23 protein-coding genes and 1 other RNA gene are annotated in these 18,248 nt (G+C 57.7%); 12 read left to right on the forward strand and 12 right to left on the reverse strand.

The genetic code is table 11. The features are described 5' to 3' along the window. Positions 1-41: 41 nt before the first annotated feature. From AAC632_RS10475 to AAC632_RS10485, 3 genes are read right to left on the reverse strand one after another with little or no spacing between them, the layout of a single operon-like run. A complete protein-coding gene (locus AAC632_RS10475; protein ID WP_340242254.1) occupies positions 42-197 on the reverse strand; it encodes a DUF2256 domain-containing protein in 156 nt (51 codons plus the stop codon). Between the two features lie 18 nt (positions 198-215). Beyond that, complete coding sequence (locus tag AAC632_RS10480; RefSeq protein ID WP_317655199.1) at positions 216-674, reverse strand: Lrp/AsnC family transcriptional regulator; 459 nt, start codon at positions 672-674, stop codon at positions 216-218. After that, the gene (locus AAC632_RS10485) at positions 671-1,126 is read right to left on the reverse strand and encodes an Lrp/AsnC family transcriptional regulator (RefSeq protein ID WP_340298837.1); all 456 of its coding nucleotides are present in this window, start codon (positions 1,124-1,126) and stop codon (positions 671-673) included. Before AAC632_RS10485 ends, AAC632_RS10480 begins: the two co-directional genes overlap by 4 nt. A gap of 138 nt (positions 1,127-1,264) precedes the next feature. Between AAC632_RS10485 and ilvC the strand changes: the two genes are divergently transcribed. Together ilvC and AAC632_RS10495 are read left to right on the forward strand one after the other, a co-directional pair. Beyond that, complete coding sequence (gene ilvC, locus AAC632_RS10490) at positions 1,265-2,287, forward strand: ketol-acid reductoisomerase (protein ID WP_340298838.1); 1,023 nt, start codon at positions 1,265-1,267, stop codon at positions 2,285-2,287. Positions 2,288-2,420: 133 nt separating this feature from the next. Continuing rightward, positions 2,421-3,335, forward strand: coding sequence for a DMT family transporter (locus tag AAC632_RS10495; RefSeq protein WP_340298934.1), 915 nt, complete (start codon positions 2,421-2,423; stop codon positions 3,333-3,335). Positions 3,336-3,340: 5 nt separating this feature from the next. On the opposite strand, the gene AAC632_RS10500 is transcribed toward AAC632_RS10495, so the two are convergent. The 3 genes from AAC632_RS10500 to AAC632_RS10510 form a co-directional block, all read right to left on the reverse strand. Further along, positions 3,341-3,799 (reverse strand): CAP domain-containing protein, encoded by a 459-nt coding sequence (locus AAC632_RS10500; RefSeq protein WP_340298839.1) that lies wholly within the window; start codon positions 3,797-3,799, stop codon positions 3,341-3,343. A gap of 18 nt (positions 3,800-3,817) precedes the next feature. Continuing rightward, positions 3,818-4,642 (reverse strand): histidinol-phosphatase, encoded by an 825-nt coding sequence (gene hisN, locus AAC632_RS10505; protein WP_340298840.1) that lies wholly within the window; start codon positions 4,640-4,642, stop codon positions 3,818-3,820. 72 nt (positions 4,643-4,714) lie between these two features. Beyond that, positions 4,715-5,080, reverse strand: coding sequence for a helix-turn-helix domain-containing protein (locus AAC632_RS10510; RefSeq protein WP_340298841.1), 366 nt, complete (start codon positions 5,078-5,080; stop codon positions 4,715-4,717). A 313-nt stretch (positions 5,081-5,393) separates the two neighbouring features. Between AAC632_RS10510 and AAC632_RS10515 the strand changes: the two genes are divergently transcribed. Together AAC632_RS10515 and AAC632_RS10520 are read left to right on the forward strand one after the other, a co-directional pair. Further along, a complete protein-coding gene (locus AAC632_RS10515; RefSeq protein WP_340298842.1) occupies positions 5,394-6,365 on the forward strand; it encodes an NADPH:quinone oxidoreductase family protein in 972 nt (323 codons plus the stop codon). A gap of 194 nt (positions 6,366-6,559) precedes the next feature. Continuing rightward, positions 6,560-7,300 (forward strand): Bax inhibitor-1/YccA family protein, encoded by a 741-nt coding sequence (locus AAC632_RS10520; protein WP_340298843.1) that lies wholly within the window; start codon positions 6,560-6,562, stop codon positions 7,298-7,300. A gap of 132 nt (positions 7,301-7,432) precedes the next feature. Here the strand turns inward: AAC632_RS10520 and rpmG are convergent, their stop codons facing one another. Then, positions 7,433-7,600, reverse strand: a complete 168-nt coding sequence (gene rpmG / locus AAC632_RS10525) for a 50S ribosomal protein L33 (protein ID WP_111731977.1) — start codon at positions 7,598-7,600, stop codon at positions 7,433-7,435. Between the two features lie 90 nt (positions 7,601-7,690). Further along, positions 7,691-8,956 (reverse strand): chromate efflux transporter, encoded by a 1,266-nt coding sequence (chrA, locus tag AAC632_RS10530; RefSeq protein WP_340298844.1) that lies wholly within the window; start codon positions 8,954-8,956, stop codon positions 7,691-7,693. A gap of 167 nt (positions 8,957-9,123) precedes the next feature. Here chrA and gatC point away from each other — a divergent pair, with 167 nt between their 5' ends. The 5 genes from gatC (at position 9,124) to rnpB (ending at position 12,873) form a co-directional block, all read left to right on the forward strand. Further along, on the forward strand, positions 9,124-9,411 hold the full coding sequence (gene gatC, locus AAC632_RS10535; protein ID WP_317655207.1) for an Asp-tRNA(Asn)/Glu-tRNA(Gln) amidotransferase subunit GatC: 288 nt from the start codon (positions 9,124-9,126) through the stop codon (positions 9,409-9,411). Continuing rightward, positions 9,411-10,895: an Asp-tRNA(Asn)/Glu-tRNA(Gln) amidotransferase subunit GatA gene (gatA, locus tag AAC632_RS10540; RefSeq protein WP_340298845.1), complete on the forward strand. Its 1,485-nt coding sequence runs from the start codon at positions 9,411-9,413 to the stop codon at positions 10,893-10,895. Before gatC ends, gatA begins: the two co-directional genes overlap by 1 nt. A gap of 40 nt (positions 10,896-10,935) precedes the next feature. Next, entirely contained in the window at positions 10,936-11,790 is an 855-nt protein-coding gene (locus tag AAC632_RS10545) for a hypothetical protein (RefSeq protein ID WP_340299919.1), read from the forward strand. After that, complete coding sequence (locus AAC632_RS10550) at positions 11,787-12,479, forward strand: N-acetylmuramoyl-L-alanine amidase (protein WP_340298847.1); 693 nt, start codon at positions 11,787-11,789, stop codon at positions 12,477-12,479. The genes AAC632_RS10545 and AAC632_RS10550 overlap by 4 nt, the downstream gene beginning before the upstream one ends. 12 nt (positions 12,480-12,491) lie before the next feature. After that, positions 12,492-12,873, forward strand: an RNA gene (gene rnpB, locus AAC632_RS10555) — RNase P RNA component class A. A gap of 13 nt (positions 12,874-12,886) precedes the next feature. Here rnpB and AAC632_RS10560 read toward each other — a convergent pair. Then, on the reverse strand, positions 12,887-13,342 hold the full coding sequence (locus tag AAC632_RS10560) for a nucleoside deaminase (RefSeq protein WP_340298848.1): 456 nt from the start codon (positions 13,340-13,342) through the stop codon (positions 12,887-12,889). A gap of 63 nt (positions 13,343-13,405) precedes the next feature. Here AAC632_RS10560 and AAC632_RS10565 point away from each other — a divergent pair, with 63 nt between their 5' ends. Next, complete coding sequence (locus tag AAC632_RS10565) at positions 13,406-14,281, forward strand: pseudouridine synthase (RefSeq protein ID WP_340298849.1); 876 nt, start codon at positions 13,406-13,408, stop codon at positions 14,279-14,281. On the opposite strand, the gene AAC632_RS10570 is transcribed toward AAC632_RS10565, so the two are convergent. Genes AAC632_RS10570 through ftsY form a run of 3 tightly spaced genes read right to left on the reverse strand, consistent with a single transcriptional unit; the run spans position 14,256 to position 17,057 of the window. Next, complete coding sequence (locus tag AAC632_RS10570) at positions 14,256-14,861, reverse strand: inner membrane-spanning protein YciB (protein ID WP_340298850.1); 606 nt, start codon at positions 14,859-14,861, stop codon at positions 14,256-14,258. The two genes, AAC632_RS10565 and AAC632_RS10570, sit on opposite strands and share 26 nt — an antisense overlap. Positions 14,862-14,876: 15 nt before the next feature. Beyond that, entirely contained in the window at positions 14,877-15,779 is a 903-nt protein-coding gene (locus tag AAC632_RS10575) for an EamA family transporter (protein ID WP_340298851.1), read from the reverse strand. A gap of 18 nt (positions 15,780-15,797) precedes the next feature. Next, positions 15,798-17,057, reverse strand: coding sequence for a signal recognition particle-docking protein FtsY (ftsY, locus tag AAC632_RS10580; RefSeq protein ID WP_340298852.1), 1,260 nt, complete (start codon positions 17,055-17,057; stop codon positions 15,798-15,800). A gap of 141 nt (positions 17,058-17,198) precedes the next feature. On the opposite strand from ftsY, the gene AAC632_RS10585 reads away from it, so the two are divergent. Both AAC632_RS10585 and AAC632_RS10590 read left to right on the forward strand, forming a co-directional pair. After that, positions 17,199-17,489 (forward strand): hypothetical protein, encoded by a 291-nt coding sequence (locus AAC632_RS10585; RefSeq protein ID WP_340298853.1) that lies wholly within the window; start codon positions 17,199-17,201, stop codon positions 17,487-17,489. Next, positions 17,411-18,220, forward strand: a complete 810-nt coding sequence (locus AAC632_RS10590; protein WP_340298854.1) for an alkane 1-monooxygenase — start codon at positions 17,411-17,413, stop codon at positions 18,218-18,220. Before AAC632_RS10585 ends, AAC632_RS10590 begins: the two co-directional genes overlap by 79 nt. Positions 18,221-18,248: the final 28 nt, after the last annotated feature.

Consider the following 18,248-nt stretch of genomic DNA (forward strand, 5'->3'; position numbering starts at 1 on the left):
ATCTGGTAAAATAAACAGACCAATTATCAAGGGAAGGTAAATTACGCTTTGACAGACTTGCGCGCCGCGCGGCATTTGTCCGAGCAATAGCGCACCTCCTCCCAATCCTTGGCCCATTTGCGCCGCCATACGAAGGGGCGGCCACAGGTGGCACAGGTTTTTTGAGGAAGGTCTGATTTGCGTTTCATTTTGGGCATGGCTGAAATTTAGCACGCCTACCCCAAGGGGCCAGGGCGGCGCTCCTCTGACAACAGCACATTCGCCTCGACATTCCCAACCCCAGGCAGGGTCATGATACGGCGGCGCAGCACCCGCTCGAAATCTGGCAGATCACGGGCAATAATGCGCAGCCTGTAATCATAAAGGCCCAGAACATGCTGCACCAATTGCACCTCGGGGATGGCGGTCACCGCGCGCTCGAAATCCTCAAGGCTGACGCGCCCTTTGGTGGCCAATTTCACGCCCAGAAACACTGTCACGCCAAAGCCTAGCTTTTCAGCATCAAGATCAAGACGACGGGTGGTGATCACACCTGCATCAGACAGGCGCTTAATGCGACGCCATGCTGCGGGTTGGCTTAAGCCAAAGCGCCGCCCGATCTCGGCGGCCTTTTGCGTGGCGTCCTCTTGCAAAGCGCGGAGAATTTGGCGGTCAATCGGATCAAGATCAATCATAGGGGCAAGCTTTCGCTGTCTTTGATTGCCGCGACATGCATCAGGGCCTCGATATCCGCGATATGCGGCAGGCTTAGAATGCGGTCGCGATAAATTTCTTGGTAATGCGGCATGGTGCGCGCAATCACCTCAAGGCGCACGTCAACACGGCCCAAGAATGTTTGAATTTCGGTCACCTCTGGCACGGCGCGCGCGGCGGCGATAAATTCATCAAAGGCGCGTGGATCTGTTTTATCCAATGAGATCCGCAACGACACCTGAACCGCATAGCCAAGTGCCCGCCAATCAATAACAGCGCGCGTCCCGCGCAACGCGCCCATCGCCTGCATGCGATCAAGCCGTTTATAGCAGGTCGCCACAGGAACACCCGCCGCTTTGGCCACCCGCGCCGCAGGTTGGTCAGGGTCAGACTGTAGATGGCGCAAAATGCGGCGATCCAGATCATCGAGCATGAAATAATCCAAAAATTAATATTCGCGAATGATCTTATCATATAATGATCAAAATAATCAAATATTCATCCACACTTCGAAGCAAACCGCGCTTATACCAACGGCAGATGTAATTTGCAGCCAGCAAGGAGAAAGCCGATGCGCGTCTATTACGATCGCGATTGTGATGTGAACCTAATCAAAGACAAAAAAGTTGCCATCTTGGGCTATGGCAGCCAAGGCCATGCACATGCGCTGAACCTCCGCGACAGCGGGGCGAAGAATGTTGTTGTGGCCCTGCGCGAGGGCTCCCCTTCTGCGAAGAAGGCCGAGGGCGAAGGCCTCAAGGTTATGGGGATCGCAGAAGCCGCCGCTTGGTGCGACCTGATCATGTTCACCATGCCCGATGAATTGCAGGCTGAAACCTACAAGAAATACGTCCATGGCAATCTGCGCGAAGGCGCGGCGATTGCCTTTGCCCATGGCCTAAACGTGCATTTCGGCCTGATCGAGCCTAAGCCCGGCGTTGATGTGATCATGATGGCCCCCAAAGGCCCAGGCCATACAGTGCGCGGCGAATACACCAAAGGCGGCGGCGTGCCTTGCCTTGTGGCCGTTCACAATGATGCAAGCGGCAAAGCCTTGGAAATCGGCTTGTCCTATTGCTCCGCCATTGGCGGTGGCCGTTCGGGCATCATCGAAACCAATTTCAAGGAAGAGTGCGAAACCGACCTCTTCGGTGAACAGGCCGTGTTGTGCGGTGGCTTGGTTGAGTTGATCCGCATGGGCTTTGAGACTTTGGTTGAAGCAGGCTACGCCCCTGAGATGGCCTATTTCGAGTGCTTGCACGAGGTAAAGCTGATCGTTGACCTGATCTACGAAGGCGGCATCGCAAACATGAACTATTCGATCTCGAACACAGCCGAATATGGCGAATATGTCTCGGGCCCCCGCATCCTGCCTTACGATGAAACCAAGGCACGGATGAAAGAGGTTCTGACCGATATTCAGACAGGTAAATTCGTTCGTGACTTCATGACTGAAAACACCGTGGGCCAGCCCTTCTTCAAAGGGACACGCCGCATCAATGACGCACACCAGATCGAAGAAGTGGGCGAAAAACTGCGCGGCATGATGCCTTGGATTTCCGCAGGCAAGATGGTGGACAAAGCGAAGAACTAAGTCGCTTTGCAGCTCAACCGATCAAAGGCCCGTCCGCAAAGACGGGCCTTTTTTCTTTCGCCCCATTGCACATGCCCCCTGAAGGCGGCAGAACCTGCCTTGGCAGGAACAGAATATCATGACCGAAATCCGTATATCCGACAGTCCCAGTGCCTCTAATTGGGCCTCAATCTCCGCGCTTGGCGTGATCTGGGGCGGCACATTTATGGTCGTCTCCATCGCGCTTGACGGCTATGGCCCGCTCACTGTTGCGGCTGCGCGCACCACATTGGGGGCGTTGGCCTTGCTTGGATTGATGGTGGCCCTTGGCCGCCCCCTGCCCACCCGCGCCGCATGGCCCTATATTCTGATCATTGGTGCGCTCAATTCCACGCTGCCCTTCTCACTCCTGTCGTGGGGCCAGCAATATGTGCCTTCGGCCTTTGCTGGTATTTCCATGGCCGCGCTGCCCCTGTTCGTGCTGCCTTTGGCACATGTCTTTAGCGATGAAAAAATGGATCGCCGCCGCGTGATTGGCGTGACAGTGGGCTTTCTTGGCGCGCTGACTTTGGTGGGCCCAAACCTTGGTGCGGCGTTTCAGATGGGCACCTCACAAGGATGGGAGGTATTGGCCCCCCTCGCCTGTTTGGCGGCAACCATTTCCTACGCCGTGTCCTCGGTGATGACCCGCACCTGCCCTGCGGTTGACCCCATCAGCCTTGCGGGAACGACCCTTGCTGTTGGGGCGGTTTTGATCCTGCCCGCGATGCTGATCGTTGAAGGTTTGCCCCAATGGCAAGGCCTTCGCTCAGGGGGGGCCATTATCGTGCTTGGCCTCTTTCCCACCGCGCTTGCCGCGCTTTTGCGGGTATCGGTGATCCGCAGCGCGGGCGCAGTGTTTATGACCTTGGTCAATTATCAAGTGCCGCTCTGGTCCGTGTTCTTTGGCTGGCTAATCCTGTCAGAAGATCTGCCGTTGCGCTTTTTTGTGGCGCTTGGATTAATCTTGTGCGGGGTCGCAATCAGCCAGTGGAAAACCGTGATCCGTATCCTAGGCCCACGCGCCTGACCCTTTTAGCAGGGGCGCGCAAGGATCAAGATTTGCTCTGCCCCATTGCGCAGGAACCCAAAATCGCTTGGGCTTGCGGATAGGATCGCAGCGCGGGCGGCGGGATCTGCCAACATTTGATCTACGCCCGTGCGCAAATCGGCTGCATCGCGTGCCACCGCCTCGGCACTGAAACAGGCAGAATAGCCCGCTTGCGCAATGCGATCCGACAAGGGGGCAAGCCCACCCGAGGCGAGATAAACCGCACGCGCGGCGGCGACACCTTGCAATTTCGGTGAATGGCGCAGCGGAATGGTCAGCCCTGCATCTGCGCGCGCGATGGCCAAATAGGTGCCCACACGCCCGATTTCCGAGGATTGGCGCAGGGAGAGACGGCCATCTTGATCAGGCGCGTTTTGCGGCGCGTTCGGCGCGCAGGCCGTAAGGGCCGCAACCACAAGACCAAGCGAAAGAAATTTGCGCATGACGCACCCCACAAAGGATCAAGATTGCTCATACAAAAGCACCAATGCCGCCTGATGTAAATCGCGATTGGCAGCAGCCAAGACCTGCCCCCCCTGATGGGCAGGGCCGCCTTGCCAATTGGTGACAATGCCCCCCGCCGCCTCAATCACGGCAATCGGGGCGGCGATGTCATAGGATTGCAGACCCGCCTCAATCACCAAATCTGCCTGGCCCAAGGCGACCAAACCATAGGCGTAGCAATCCATCCCATAACGGGTCAAAAGTACCTGATCGCGCACCGCTTCAAAGGCGAGACGCTCGGAGATCGTGCCGATTTCTGGAAAAGTCGAAAACAGCCGCGCCTCAGCCAAAGTTTTGCGCGCGCTTGTCCGCAAGATCATTTCGCCTTGCGGGCCAGTCAGGGAATTTTGCCCCAAACCGCCGATAAAACGCTCGCCGATATAGGGTTGGTCAATGACGCCGAAAATTGGGCCCGTCTCATTCAACAGGGCAATCAACACCCCCCAACTGGGTGTGCCCGTCATAAATCCACGCGTCCCGTCAATTGGGTCTAGCACCCATGTCAGGCCCGATTGCCCCGATTTTGCGCCAAATTCCTCGCCCAAAATCGCATCTTGTGGGCGGCGTGCCTCGATTAAGGCGCGCATTGCTGTCTCGGCCTCGCGGTCGGCTTCGGTTACGGGATCAAATCCCGCGCTGGCCTTGTTTTCGGTTGAAAGCCCCGCTTGACGAAAACGGGCCAAGGTCGCTTTACGCGCAGCATCCGCCAGATCATGGGCCAAGGCAATCAGCTCGGCCGCCTCGACATCGGTCACATTGGGCAAATTGCGGGTTGCGGTCATGATGGCATCTCACTGGTGGCAGCAGGGCCTTCTGCCCTGCACCCGCGCAGTGCCACGCAAAACCGCCCCAGGTCAAGCAGCTGCGTCCGACAAAACCCGCGCCAAATCAAACAAACGGCGGCGCTGATTTTCTGGGATCGCGTAGTAAGAGCGGATCAAATCCAACGCTTCCTTATCCGCCAAAAGATCATCGGGCTGATTTGCGGCGGTGGTGTTGACTTCGTCCAATCCCTCAAAGAAATACTGCACAGGCACGCCAAGCGTTGCCGCAATATCCCAAAGGCGAGAGGCGCTGATGCGGTTCATGCCAGTTTCGTATTTTTGGATCTGTTGGAATTTGATCCCAACATGGGCCGCGAGCTGTTGCTGGGTCATACCCACCATCCAACGGCGATGACGAACGCGCTTGCCGACATGAATGTCTACGGGATGTGTCACTTAGTTACTCCTGCGACTGCGATTGGTGTTTGGCAACAAACGACCACAAAAGCCAAGCGAGTTCGCAAGACATCACTCAACCCATGCGGCACCGAGTGCAAGATAGGGCGCAACTAATATCGGTCAAGAAAGGGGAGAGGCAGACCTGATAATTCACGCGCCAAAGCCGGTCACACAACCTGCGTTCGGAGCCCTATGATACCGCATAAGGCGAATTTTTCCTAACGAAAAAGCGCGCGGCGCTTTGACGGCTTGGCGCGATGTCTTAACTGTGCAAGATCAAGGGCTTGGATGATTGGGAAAGGATTTTGCCATGCAAGCATGGGAGTTAAGCGCCTTTAACACCGCGCCAGAAATCCGTGATCTTCCGATGCCACGCCCAAACAAAGGCGAGATCAGGGTGCGCATTGCCGCCTGTGGTCTGAACTTTGCCGATCTGCTTATGATTGAGGGAAAATACCAAGATACCCCAACCCCGCCCTTCGTAATGGGGTTGGAATTGGCAGGCGTGGTGGATGCGCTTGGGGATGGGGTGACAACCCACGCGATGGGGGATCCTGTGGCCGTCTATGCGGGCCAAGGCGGTTTGGCAGAATATGGATGTTTTCCCGCACAGCGCGCCGTGCGCCTGCCAGATCACATGCCCTTGACCGAGGCCGCAGGATTTTTGATCGCCCATGGCACCTCACATCTGGCATTGACGCGGCGTGCGCGTCTGGCTGCAGGGGAAACCCTTGCCGTGTTAGGTGCGGCAGGTGGGGTCGGCCTGACCGCGGTGGAAATCGGCGCAAGCCTTGGGGCCAAGGTCATTGCCGTGGCGCGCGGGCAAGCCAAGCTTGAAATTGCCAAACGCGCTGGTGCGGATCATGTGATTGACGCAGACACCCCCGATCTGCGCGACCAATTGCGCGACCTTGGCGGTGTTGATGTGCTTTATGATGCGGTCGGCGGCGCGGGGTTTGAGGCCGGATTTCGCGCTATGCGGCCCGAAGGACGGATTTTAAGCATTGGCTTTGCCAGCGGCACCGTTCCGCAAATCCCCGCCAATCATCTGCTTGTCAAAAATCTTGATGTTATGGGCCTGTATTGGGGCGGGTATCTGCGCTTTAATCCAGAGGCCTTGCAACACTCCCTTGAGCAGGTTTTTGGCCTTTATACACAAGGCGGCCTCAAGCCTCATATTGGTGCAACTTACCCGTTTGACGCCCTGCCAGCAGCCCTTGACGCGCTTAGATCGCACAAATCCACGGGCAAATTGGTTATCGAAATTGCAAAGACCCTTTGATACCTATCGCAGGTTTGCGTGATAGGAAAAAACTATCAAACCTTTGAGTGTGTTTTGTATAGCTTTCACTTGAAAAAATAGCCGTTCTTGCCAATATTAAGGCCAAGGACGGGCGGCAGAGTGCCGCCTGCGACCCCAAGGGTCGGCTTTGCCACCCTTTTTGATCGTCACAGCCATCTCTGTAGGAGGGATCAATGGCACCATATCAAACGATGCGCTCGGCGGCGGCCTCGGCCAATGCAGCGCAGATTGATCAGGGCTTGCGCGCCCATATGAACAAGGTCTACGGCACCATGTCCGTAGGCATGGTCATGACCGCAGGCGCTGCTTGGGCAATCGGCAGCAACCCTGCGCTGAACGCCCTGTTCCGCGACCCGATCACGATGCAGCCCAATATCCTTGGCTGGATTGCCATGTTCGCGCCGCTGATCATGGTCTTTGCCTTTGGCGCGGCGGTGAACCGCTTGTCTGCCGCTGCAGCGCAGTTGTTCTTCTATGCCTTCGCTGCCGTGATGGGTATCTCCATCTCGTGGATCTTTGCTGTGTTCACAGGCGTGTCCATTACACAGACCTTTCTGACCACCGCCATCGCCTTTGCGGGGCTTAGCCTTTACGGCTATACCACCAAAAAGGATCTCAGCGGCTGGGGCACATTCTTGATGATGGGTGTGATTGGCCTGATTGTAGCCTCGATCATCAATATTTTCTTGGGCTCACCCGCGATCCATTTCGCGATCACCATCGTGGGCGTGCTGATCTTCGCAGGTCTGACTGCCTATGACACCCAGTCCATCAAACAAGAATATATCGACCATGCCGCGCATGGCGATCAGGAATGGCTGAACAAATCCGCAATTATGGGGGCGTTGCGCCTCTATCTCGACTTTATCAATATGTTCATGTTCCTGCTGCAATTCTTGGGCAACCGCGAATAAGCCTGCAGGGCACTTATCCAAAAATGAAGGGCCGCATGAACAGTGCGGCCCTTTTTCATTGCTGTATCACGCCAATAAAAAAGCCGCGCAATCAGGCGCGGCTTTTTGATGTATACCCAAGAGAGGCAGATCTTATTTGATCTTACCTTCTTTATATTCAACATGCTTGCGCACGACTGGGTCGTATTTGCGCGCTGTCATTTTCTCGGTCATTGTGCGTGCGTTTTTCTTGGTCACATAGAAGTGGCCCGTGCCCGCCGTGGAGTTCAGGCGGATTTTAATCGTGGTCGGCTTCGCCATGGCGTTGCTCCTTGAACGGCGTTGATCGGCGCGAGAATCCGCGCGCGAGATAATTCTGTTTGGGCGCTTTTACTGACGGGGCGGCAGGTGTCAACCGAAAAACGGGGAAATAAGCGCGCCCGCCCCTGCCATAATCACAAGAACGCGGATCAAGCCCATCTTCTGCCACAGCAGTAAGATTGCCGCGAGAAGGGTCAAGATCACGGCAGCCAAATCAAGGCTCGCCCAATCAGGCAGCCACAGCCCGTTGTCGCGCGTGACCGTTTCAAACCAGACATGCAGCGCGAACCACACAGACAAATTGGCAATAACCCCAACAACCGCCGCCATAACCCCGTCAAGCGCCGCCTTTAGCTTGGGCCATGCAACTAAGCGATCCACTTGTGGCGCGAATAGGAATATCCACAAGAAGCAGGGTATGAACGTCACCCAAAGGGTCAAAACCGCGGCAGTGACCGCACCTGCCCACCCATAGGCGCCAAACCCCGCAAGGAAGCCCACAAATTGCGTCACCAATATCAGCGGCCCAGGCGTGGTTTCAGCCAAGCCCAAAGCATCCATCATCTTCCCTGTGGTGAGCCACCCAAAATCCCCGACAACTTGCTGCACCATATAGGCCAAGACCGCGTAAGCCCCGCCAAAGGTCACAAGCGCCAGTTTCGAGAAGAAAAGCCCAACCTCCAACAAGAGCCCCTCAGGCGCTATCAGGTATAAAAGCCCCAAGGGTGCGGCCCACAACCCGCCCCAGATCGCCAGATGCGCAAGGCTGTTGGACGGGCGCCCTTGCGGCAGGTCTGCCACCGCCGCAATTGGCGTGATCCAACCCAAATAGCCAATCAGCGCCGCCCCTGCGATCAACGAAGGAAAGGGCAGATCAAATACGAACAGTGCCGTAAATGCCAGTCCCGCAATCCACACGGCAACGGCCCCCTTTAAGGCGCGCTTTGACAGGTTCAAAAAGGCTTGGATGACAATCACAATCACCGCTGCCTTTATGCCCAAGAACAGCGCCGCCATAAGCGGCAGCTGACCAAAGCCCACATAAAGCGCGCTTAAGGCCATGATCACCGCAGCACCCGGTAAGACGAAAAGCCCCCCACCGATCAAGCCACCCAAAGTGCCGCGCAAGCGCCACCCTGCATAAGTGGCCAGTTGCATAGCCTCTGGCCCGGGCAAAAGCATGGTGAAGGACAGTGCCACAAGAAATTGTCGTTCGCTCAACCAATTGCGCTGCTCGACCAACTCACGATGCATCAAGGCGATTTGCGCGGCAGGCCCGCCAAAGGACAAAACCCCAATGCGCGCAAAAACCGCGAAAAGCGCGCTCAAACCGGGGGGCTGTTGATTTTCGCTCATGCTGGCGCACCTGTACTACGGATCATGGCTATGGCGTGACACTGTGACAGGCTGATGACGACCCGCCAGGTGTTCGGTTTACCTAACGGGTTTTCTATGCGTGGCCGCTTGCAGTGCTGCCCCTGCCCCGCTAAACCCGCGCCTGACAGAACAGAAGGGATATTACGATGTCAATTGACACCGACACCGCAGCCCGCGTGGCGAAACTTGCCCGCATCAAGGTTGACCCTGCCGAATTGCCAAGCCTAGCGTCCGAATTCAACGCGATCTTGGGATTTATTGAGCAACTCTCAGAACTGGATGTCAGCGATGTTGAGCCGATGACATCGGTCACGCCACAACGCCTTAAGGCGCGTGTAGATGAGGTGACGGATGGCAATCAACAATCCAAGGTTTTGTCGAACGCGCCTGATGCGCGCGAAGGATTTTTTGCCGTGCCAAAGGTGGTTGAGTGATGTCTGATCTGAACAAATTGACCATTGCCGAGGCGCGCGATGCCCTGCGCCGTGGCGAGACCACAGCAGTTAAACTGACCAATGCCTGCCTCAGCGCGATTGAGGGCAGCAGCGCGCTTGGCGCCTTCGTCCACAACACCCCTGATCTTGCGCTTGCCCGCGCCGAGGCCGCAGATCAGCGGATCAAATCGGGCGATGCGCCCGCCCTTTGCGGTATTCCTATTGGGATCAAAGACCTGTTCTGCACCGAAGGGGTCGAGAGCCAAGCCGCGTCAAAAATTCTGTCAGGCTTTCGGCCTGAATATGAATCGACTGTCTCAGCGCAATTGCGCGATGCAGGCGCGGTCATGTTGGGCAAACTCAATATGGATGAGTTTGCCATGGGGTCGTCCAACGAAACCTCTGTTTACGGGCCAGCGGTCAACCCGTGGCGCGCGAACGGCAGCGATCAAAACCTGACACCCGGTGGGTCTTCTGGGGGATCGGCCGCCGCGGTTGCGGCTGACCTCTGTCTTGGGGCCACTGGCACGGATACAGGCGGGTCAATCCGCCAACCTGCCGCCTTCACGGGCACAGTAGGTCTGAAACCCACCTATGGGCGCTGCTCGCGCTGGGGGATTGTCGCCTTTGCCTCTAGCCTTGATCAAGCAGGGCCAATGACCAAAACGGTGCGGGACGCCGCAATCATGGGGGCCGCGATGATGGGGCATGACCCCAAAGACAGCACATCCGCCGATCTGCCCGTTCCCGATTTCGAGGCACTTCTGACGGGCGACATTCGGGGCAAAACCATCGGCATCCCGCGCGAATATCGGGTCGATGGGATGCCTGAAGAGATTGAGAAACTTTGGGCCGATGGCGCTGCGATGCTGAAAGATGCAGGTGCGGAACTGCGCGACATCTCGCTGCCGCATACAAAATACGCCCTGCCCGCCTATTACGTGATCGCACCAGCCGAGGCCTCATCAAACCTTGCGCGCTATGATGGGGTGCGCTTTGGCTATCGCGCGGAACTGTCCCAACGGGACGGCATTGCAGAACTCTACGAGAAAACCCGCGCCGAAGGCTTTGGTGCCGAGGTGAAGCGGCGGATCATGATCGGCACCTATGTGCTATCAGCAGGGTTTTACGATGCCTATTACAACCGCGCGCGCCGTGTGCGCAGCCTGATCAAACGCGATTTTGACGAGGTATTTGCCGCAGGCGTTGATGCAATCCTCACACCCGCCACACCATCCGCGGCGTTTGAGTTGGGGAAAGAGGTGGCTGACCCTGTTGAGATGTATCTCAACGATGTGTTCACAGTCACCGTGAACCTTGCGGGCCTGCCAGGTGTGGCCCTGCCCACAGGGTTGAGCAGTGCGGGCCTGCCCTTGGGTCTGCAATTGATCGGCCGCCCCTTTGAAGAGGGTGATTTGCTCAACACCGCCTACGCGCTGGAAACTGCGGCGGGATTTGTAGCCAAACCCAATAAATGGTGGTAGGCTTTTTGCATAAATATGCAAAAAAGCTTATGAGGCAGTGATGGGGTTTAAGGTCGGGCATTCCGCAAATTTGCGGGACAAGTTGCGCGTGGAGGCATTGCTTGTGGCCGTAGGAATTGGGGGGGGTGGATGCGTCTCTGCCCCCAATGATGTCGCCCAAAGGGTTGGGTTCAACGATTATCAAAGCTATCTCGCCGCCGAGGCTGCACGGCGCGAGACCTTGCGAACACCGCCACAGGCAATCACCGCGCCGCAAACGGCGCCGATCGTGGCCAATGCTGCCGCACCCGCAGCACCCGTTTTGACGCAAGATCAAATTTTAGCGGCCCGCGCCCGCGCGGCCATTGAGGCCGCCGCGCCACAGGCGGTCTCACAACAGGGCGCGTGCGCTATCGCCGCCCCCGCGCCTGCGGCATCTACGTCACCTGTAGCTGTGACACCCATTGCCTCTGCGACACCCGTATCTGCACCCCCGACATCTGCAACACCTCGTGGGATTTCTGACGAACAGGATTTCAACGCGGTGTCCGCACGTGAGACGATTGAATCAGACGCCGAACGGCGCGCACGGATGCAGCAACAATTGGTAGTGGTGGCACCTAAACCTGTGCCTGAGCGCCCCCAAACGGTTGGGCCATCGGTGTTGAATTACGCCTTGGCAACAAGCCATCCGATGGGGCAACGGGTTTATGCCCGTTCCCCCTTGGGTCGGGGGCGATATGCGGAAAACTGTGCGGCCTATCGCGGGGATGATCTCGCGCAAGAAGATTTCTTAGTGCGCGGCGGGCCCAATCGCAACCCAATGGTGCTTGACCCTGATGGGGATGGCTATGCCTGCGGATGGGACCCTGCACCCTATCGCGCGGCGGCCCAAGCCGCGCGTGCGATCCAATGAGCCTGCCCCGCCAAAGCCCTAATTTCGGGCCAAGGCGCGAGGAGGCAACCCCCTCTTTGATCGTGATCCATTATACCGCGATGGAGGATTGCGAGGGGGCAGCGCGCGCGCTCTGCGACCCATCCCGCGAGGTTTCGGCGCATTATCTTATTGGGCGTGACGGCGGATGCCACGCTTTGGTGGATGAGGCGATGCGGGCATGGCATGCGGGCGCGGGGGCTTGGCGCGGGATCGTGGACGTAAATTCCCACTCCATCGGAATTGAATTGGACAATTGCGGATTTAGCCCGTTTTCTGAACCACAAATGGCCTGCCTCGGTGATCTGCTGCGCGGGATCATGGCCCGTTGGGATATTCCGCCCGAAGGCGTTATCGGCCATTCTGATCTGGCTGCAGGGCGCAAGATTGACCCAGGCCCACGATTTGATTGGGCACGGCTTGCGCATGAAGGCCTCGCCATTATGCCAAAAGCGCGCAGGGCTTTGGCGATAGACCCGCAGCGCTTTATGAGGGATTGCGCGCAAATTGGGTATCATGTGGATGATCTCGACCTCATGCGCGACACGCTGCGGCGTAGATATCGCCCCCATGCTTTGGCAAAAGCCGCGCCGCTTGACGGATGGGATTGCGCGATTGCGGCTGATTTGGCGGCGCGCTTTGGCGTTGACCGCGCGGGCCGCGTCACCTAAAGCGCCTCTTGCGCGGAGGGCTGGATGACTGCGGGCAGCAATGTTCGAGGAAAGTCCGGACTCCAAGAGGCAACGGTGCTAGGTAACGCCTAGGCAGAGCAATCTGACGGAAAGCGCCACAGAAATGAAACTACCCAAGACTTCGGCTTTGGGAAAAGGTGAAACGGTGGGGTAAGAGCCCACCGCGCGCGTGGTGACACGGGTGGCACGGCAAGCCCCACCGGGAGCAATGCCAAATAGGGATCGTTGGAAAGGGCAACCTTTCAGGGCCGCTTCTGCCCCGTGCGATCCGGGTTGGCAGCTAGAGTGATCTGGCAACAGATCGCCCAGAGGAATGGTCATCCATGCCCCGCAAGGGGCAAGACAGAATCCGGCTTATAGGCCCTCCGCGCATATTCTGTCGGCCATCACCCGTCTCGCTTGGCTACGAAGAACGCGCGCAAGAGTGCGGCTGCCTCATTCTCCATAATGCCGGAATATATCTCAGGCTTCCAATGCGATTGGGGGTGATCAAAGACACATGGCCCCTGCGCCACGCCGCCCGATTTCGGATCAGAAACCGCATAATAAAGGCGAGACAGGCGCGCTGCGGCAATGGCCCCTGCGCAGGCAGGGCAAGGCTCAAGACTGACCCAAATATCGCATCCTGTAAGGCGTTCCTGCCCCAATGCGGCACAAGCGGCACGAATGGCGAGCATCTCGGCATGGGCGGTCGGGTCATGACGCGCGCGCATCTCGTTGCGGGCTTCGGCGATTACCGCGCCATCCTTGATGATCACGGCACCAACAGGCACCTCACCCTGCAAGGCGGCCTGTCGCGCCAGATCAAGCGCGCGGGGCATATGGCTGTGAAATTCGTTCATATTCCCTTCATGCCTCAGTTTCTGCCTCTTTCCAAGCAGAAGCCAAACCCTTAGGGAGGGCACATGAACACAAGCACACCACAGGGCGAGCGGATCGCCAAACGCCTGTCCCGCGCAGGGATTGCCTCGCGCCGCGAGGCAGAGCGGATGATTGCCGAGGGTCGCGTCAGCGTGAATGGCAAATTCATCGACAGCCCTGCCCTAAATGTGACCGCGCAAGATCGCATTGAGGTGGACAACACCCCCCTGCCCGAGATCGCCGCCCCGCGCCTGTGGCTCTATCACAAACCTGCGGGGCTGATCACAAGCGCCGCGGATGAAAAGGGGCGCAAGACCGTCTTTGACGCTTTGCCAGATACACTACCACGGGTGATGTCCGTGGGGCGGCTCGACCTGAATTCCGAAGGTCTGCTTTTATTGACGAATGATGGCGGCCTAAAGCGCAAACTTGAATTGCCTTCTACGGGATGGCTTCGCAAATATCGCGTGCGCATTAAGGGAAAACCCAATGACGAGGCCTTTGCCCCTCTGCGCAAGGGCCTGAGCATCGAGGGCGAGACATTTCAACCCATGAGCGTCTCACTGGATCGCCAACAAGGGGCCAATGCATGGCTCACCATTGGCCTGCGCGAGGGAAAGAACCGCGAAATTCGCCGTGCGATGGAGGCGATTGGTTTTGAGGTAAACCGGCTGATCCGCATCTCTTACGGCCCGTTTCGCTTGGGCGAACTCAAAGCGGGCGAGGTTGAAGAGATCAAACCGCGCGTCTTGGCGGATCAACTGGGCCTAGAAGTGCGGGTTGAGGGGCACGCGAAGGCCAAAACTGGCCCCAAAACGGGAAAGCTGCGCAAAGCGCCGCCCAAAAAATCTGCGCCCCCCACGCGCGATTGTGGGACGGCCAAACGGGGCGGGTTTAAGCCTCGTCCGAAGGCTCGCTGAAGCGCTCAATCACCTTGGCTTGCGCCATAAAGGCCACGAACAAAAAAGCGGGCAGCGCGAAGGTTTCAAAGGTTACCCAAAACTGTTCCGAAAAATTGCGCCAGACGATCTCATTGGCAACCGCCATTGCGGCGAAAACGGCTGTCAGACGGCGGGTGATGATCATCCAACCTTCATCCCGCATCTTAAGAAATTCACCCATCAACACCTTCAGCCAGCTTTGCCCGCGCAGAAGGCCAATCCCCAACAAGGCCGCAAACACTGCGTAAACAAGCGTGGTTTTCATCTTGAAAAACCGCTCGTCATTGAACCAGATGGTCAGCCCCCCAAAGAACACGACCATAACCAAGGTGAATATCTGCATGCGTGAGATATGCCCTGTCAGATACCAAAGGGCCGCGATTGCCGCCCCAATCACAGGGATGAACAGCGCGGTCGCCATGATGAAGCCCGAATACTCCACCCCCGCAATGGTGAAGGTCTGGTCTTTGATCCACAGATACAGAACGAAAAACCCCAGAACAGGCCCAAGCTCTAGCGTGGTTTTCAACCATGGCGCGATGGGTTTTCCGTTTTGCATAGGTCTGTTCCTTTTCTAGCCTGCTGCCTCAACTATCACCGCGCCCGCTGCAATCAACCCCATAAGGGCCAAACGCCGCGGGCCAACGGTTTCCTTGAGGAAAATCCAACCAATCAGCGCGGCAAACACGGTGGATGTCTCGCGCAGCACGGCCGCCTCGCCCACATGATCAAGGCGCGTGGCCAACATGACCGACCCGAAAGATCCGAATGCCACCAAGGCCCCGATGACCCCGCGCAAAGCCAGCCCTGAGGGCGCAGGTGGGTTTGCCATACGCCGCCACGCGACATAGGCAAAACCAGGCATAGCAAAGCCATCAATAAAGAAAAACCATGCCAGAAAGGTAAAAGGGTCGGCGGTGGCGCGAATGCCATAGGCATCATAATTGGTGTAAAGCGCCACAAATAACCCTGTCAGCACTGCAAATCCCAAGGCGGGGATCAGCGTTTCGCGGTCAATCGTCACCGTGGCGATATTATAGGCAGCAAGCCCATAAAGCCCCGTGATCAAAACGCCCACCCCGATCCATTGGCCAAGGGTAAAGACCTCGCCAAACAAGATGCCCGCCCCGATCACAGTAAAGAGCGGGCCTGTGCCCCGCATCACGGGATAAACCACCGTATAGGCGCCACGCCGATAGGCCGACAGCACCGCCCATTTATAGCCTGCATGGATGATGAACATGCCCGCAAAAATCGGCCACATATGCGGCTCGGGCCATGGCACGATGAACAGGGCAACAGGCCCTGCCAAAACCACCATCGCCGCATCAATCGCACCGCGTGACAACAGGGGGTCATGCCGCCCCTTTTGCAACGCGCCGAAAGTCGCATGCAGCAGCGCCGCGCATAAGGCCAAGATCAGGGCCAATTGTTCGCCCGCCGCCGTGCCCTCAAGGACGATGATCAGATCCCCCAAGGGCGACCCTCCACCCTGTTACGCATTTCTCTCCAACCCCATAAGCGCGTTTGCAAATTCTTCGGGATCAAAAGGGGCGAGGTCGTCAATCTGCTCGCCCAAACCAATGGCGTGAATGGGCAGGCCAAATTTATCGGCCAATGCCACAAGGATACCGCCCTTGGCCGTGCCATCAAGCTTGGTCATGATAAGCCCGCTGACATCCGATATCTTACGGAATTCTTCGACCTGTCTGAGCGCGTTTTGGCCCGTGGTCGCATCAAGAACCAACAGTGTGTTATGCGGCGCATCAGGGTCTTTTTTGCGGATCACCCGCACGATTTTGGCCAATTCTTCCATCAAATCCGCGCGGTTCTGTAACCGCCCCGCCGTATCAATAAGCAGCAAATCGGCCCCATCGGCTTCGGCCCGTGCCATTGCATCAAAGGCCAAGGCCGCGGGATCGCCCCCCGTTTCGGCACGCAGCACAGGCACGCCCGCGCGATTGCCCCAAATCTCCAACTGCTCTACCGCTGCCGCACGAAATGTATCGCAGGCAGCAATGACAACGGATTTCCCCGCAGCTTTGAATTGACTGGCCAATTTACCGATGGTTGTGGTCTTGCCAGACCCGTTCACACCAACCACCAACACCACCTGCGGCCGCTTGGGGTAAATCGGCATCGGCTTGGCCACTGCTTCCATAACGCGGGCCACATCGCGGGCAAGCGCCGCTTTGATCTCGGCCACGCTCATGCGGCGGCCAAAATGTTCGGAGGCCAGATTTGACGAAAGCGCAAGGGCGGTTTCCACCCCCAAATCTGCGCTGATGAGGATTTCTTCCAATTCCTCGATCATCTCATCATCAATCACGCGCTTAGCAACGGGCGTAGCGCCCCCCCCCACCAAGCGGAGCAACAGGCTTGGCTTCGCTACAGGTTCGGGAGCAGATTTAGGTGCTTTCGCCGCCTCGGCCTTCGCGCCCTCAATGGCGGGGCGGGCGACTGGTTGAGGGTGCGGTTCTTCCACCGCGGCAGGTTCTGCAGCATCCTCAGGGGCACCCTCAGGGTCTTGGCTTTGCTCTGGCTCTGGCTCGGCTTGTGGTTCAGGTTCTAGCGCAGGTTCTGGCTCTGGTGCCTTCTGCCCCTCACTTACGCGCTCGGCTGCTTCGGCAGTTTCTTCGACTATCTCAGGGGCCGTATCATCAGTGGCGCCTTCGGCCACCAAAGCCTCTAAGCCTTCGTCAATCTTGGACGAAGACTTAAAGAGCCGCTCTTTCATTTTCTTGAAAAATGACATTCGCTCAAAAACCGCCTTTTACCTTCCTGCTCTTCCCCTAATACGCCGCGCGGGGCATTGCAAAGGCTTTGCACTGATTGGCCCGTGCGGGTAAGTTTTCAGCACTTGATTTGGCCAGATCACAGACGGGGTTTTGCGGGAATGAAACTTCCGCCCATTGTTCTATTCGCAGGCGCAACGCTGCTGCCTTTTGGGCTATTGTGGCTTGAGGTTTTCGCGCGAGGCCCATTTGGGCTGTTTGCACTGATTGTGCTGACTGTGGTGGCGGGCCTGGTTGACCATCTCAGTCCGCAGCTCTCTCGCCCAAGCGGCGTATCTGCGCGCCCCAACCGACATGGTGCACTGGCCCTGCAATGGATTTTGGGGATCGGTCATATTGGTCTTATCCTTGCCCTGCCTTTTGTGGTGCAAGGGGAGGGCTTGCGTCCCTGATCTTCACCCTTGCACTTGCGTCATTTGTAGGACAGATCACACACCCCAATGCGCATGAATTGATCCACCACCCCAGCCGTGCCGCGCGGCGCTTGGGGCATGGTCTTTATGCAAGCCTTGGGATGGGGCATCACGCCTCGGCCCATTTGTTGATCCATCACCCCCATGTTGCAACTGCGCACGATCCAAATAGCCCCGTGCTTGGGCTTGGGTTTTGGGCTTATCTTCCGCGGGCATGGTGGGGCTCCTTTCACGGGGCACTTGCCCGCGAGACTGTGCGCCGTGGCGGTGTCACATGGGCGCATCCCTATCCGTGGCATATCGCGCTTGCGGCGCTGTTCCTGATCTATGCCTTCGCCGCAGGGGGTGGTTTGGCTTTGACCGCATATCTGTTGGTGGCCGCCCTCTTCCATATCCAAGTGATGTTATCCGATTACATCCAACATTACGGGCTGCGCCGCGCCATTGGCGCAGATGGCCGCCCCGCGCCGCAATCTGCGCAAGACAGCTGGAACGCACCGCGCCCCTTCAGCACCAAAATGCTCTTGGCCGCGCCGCTGCATTCAGACCACCACCTCAATCCCACCCGCAGCTATGTGGAACTGAGCTATGCTCCAGATCACCCGCGCTTGCCCTACAGCCTTCCTGTCATGGCCGCCTTGGCAACGGTGCCGCCGCTTTGGCGGCGGGTGATGGATCCGCGGGCGGCACGATGGGCCGCGCGAAAATGACGCTTGGACGCGCGGCAGGGTGCGGCCT

It is taken from the genome of Roseobacter sp. HKCC-CH-9351, assembly GCF_037830295.1.
GTDB lineage: Bacteria > Pseudomonadota > Alphaproteobacteria > Rhodobacterales > Rhodobacteraceae > M30B80.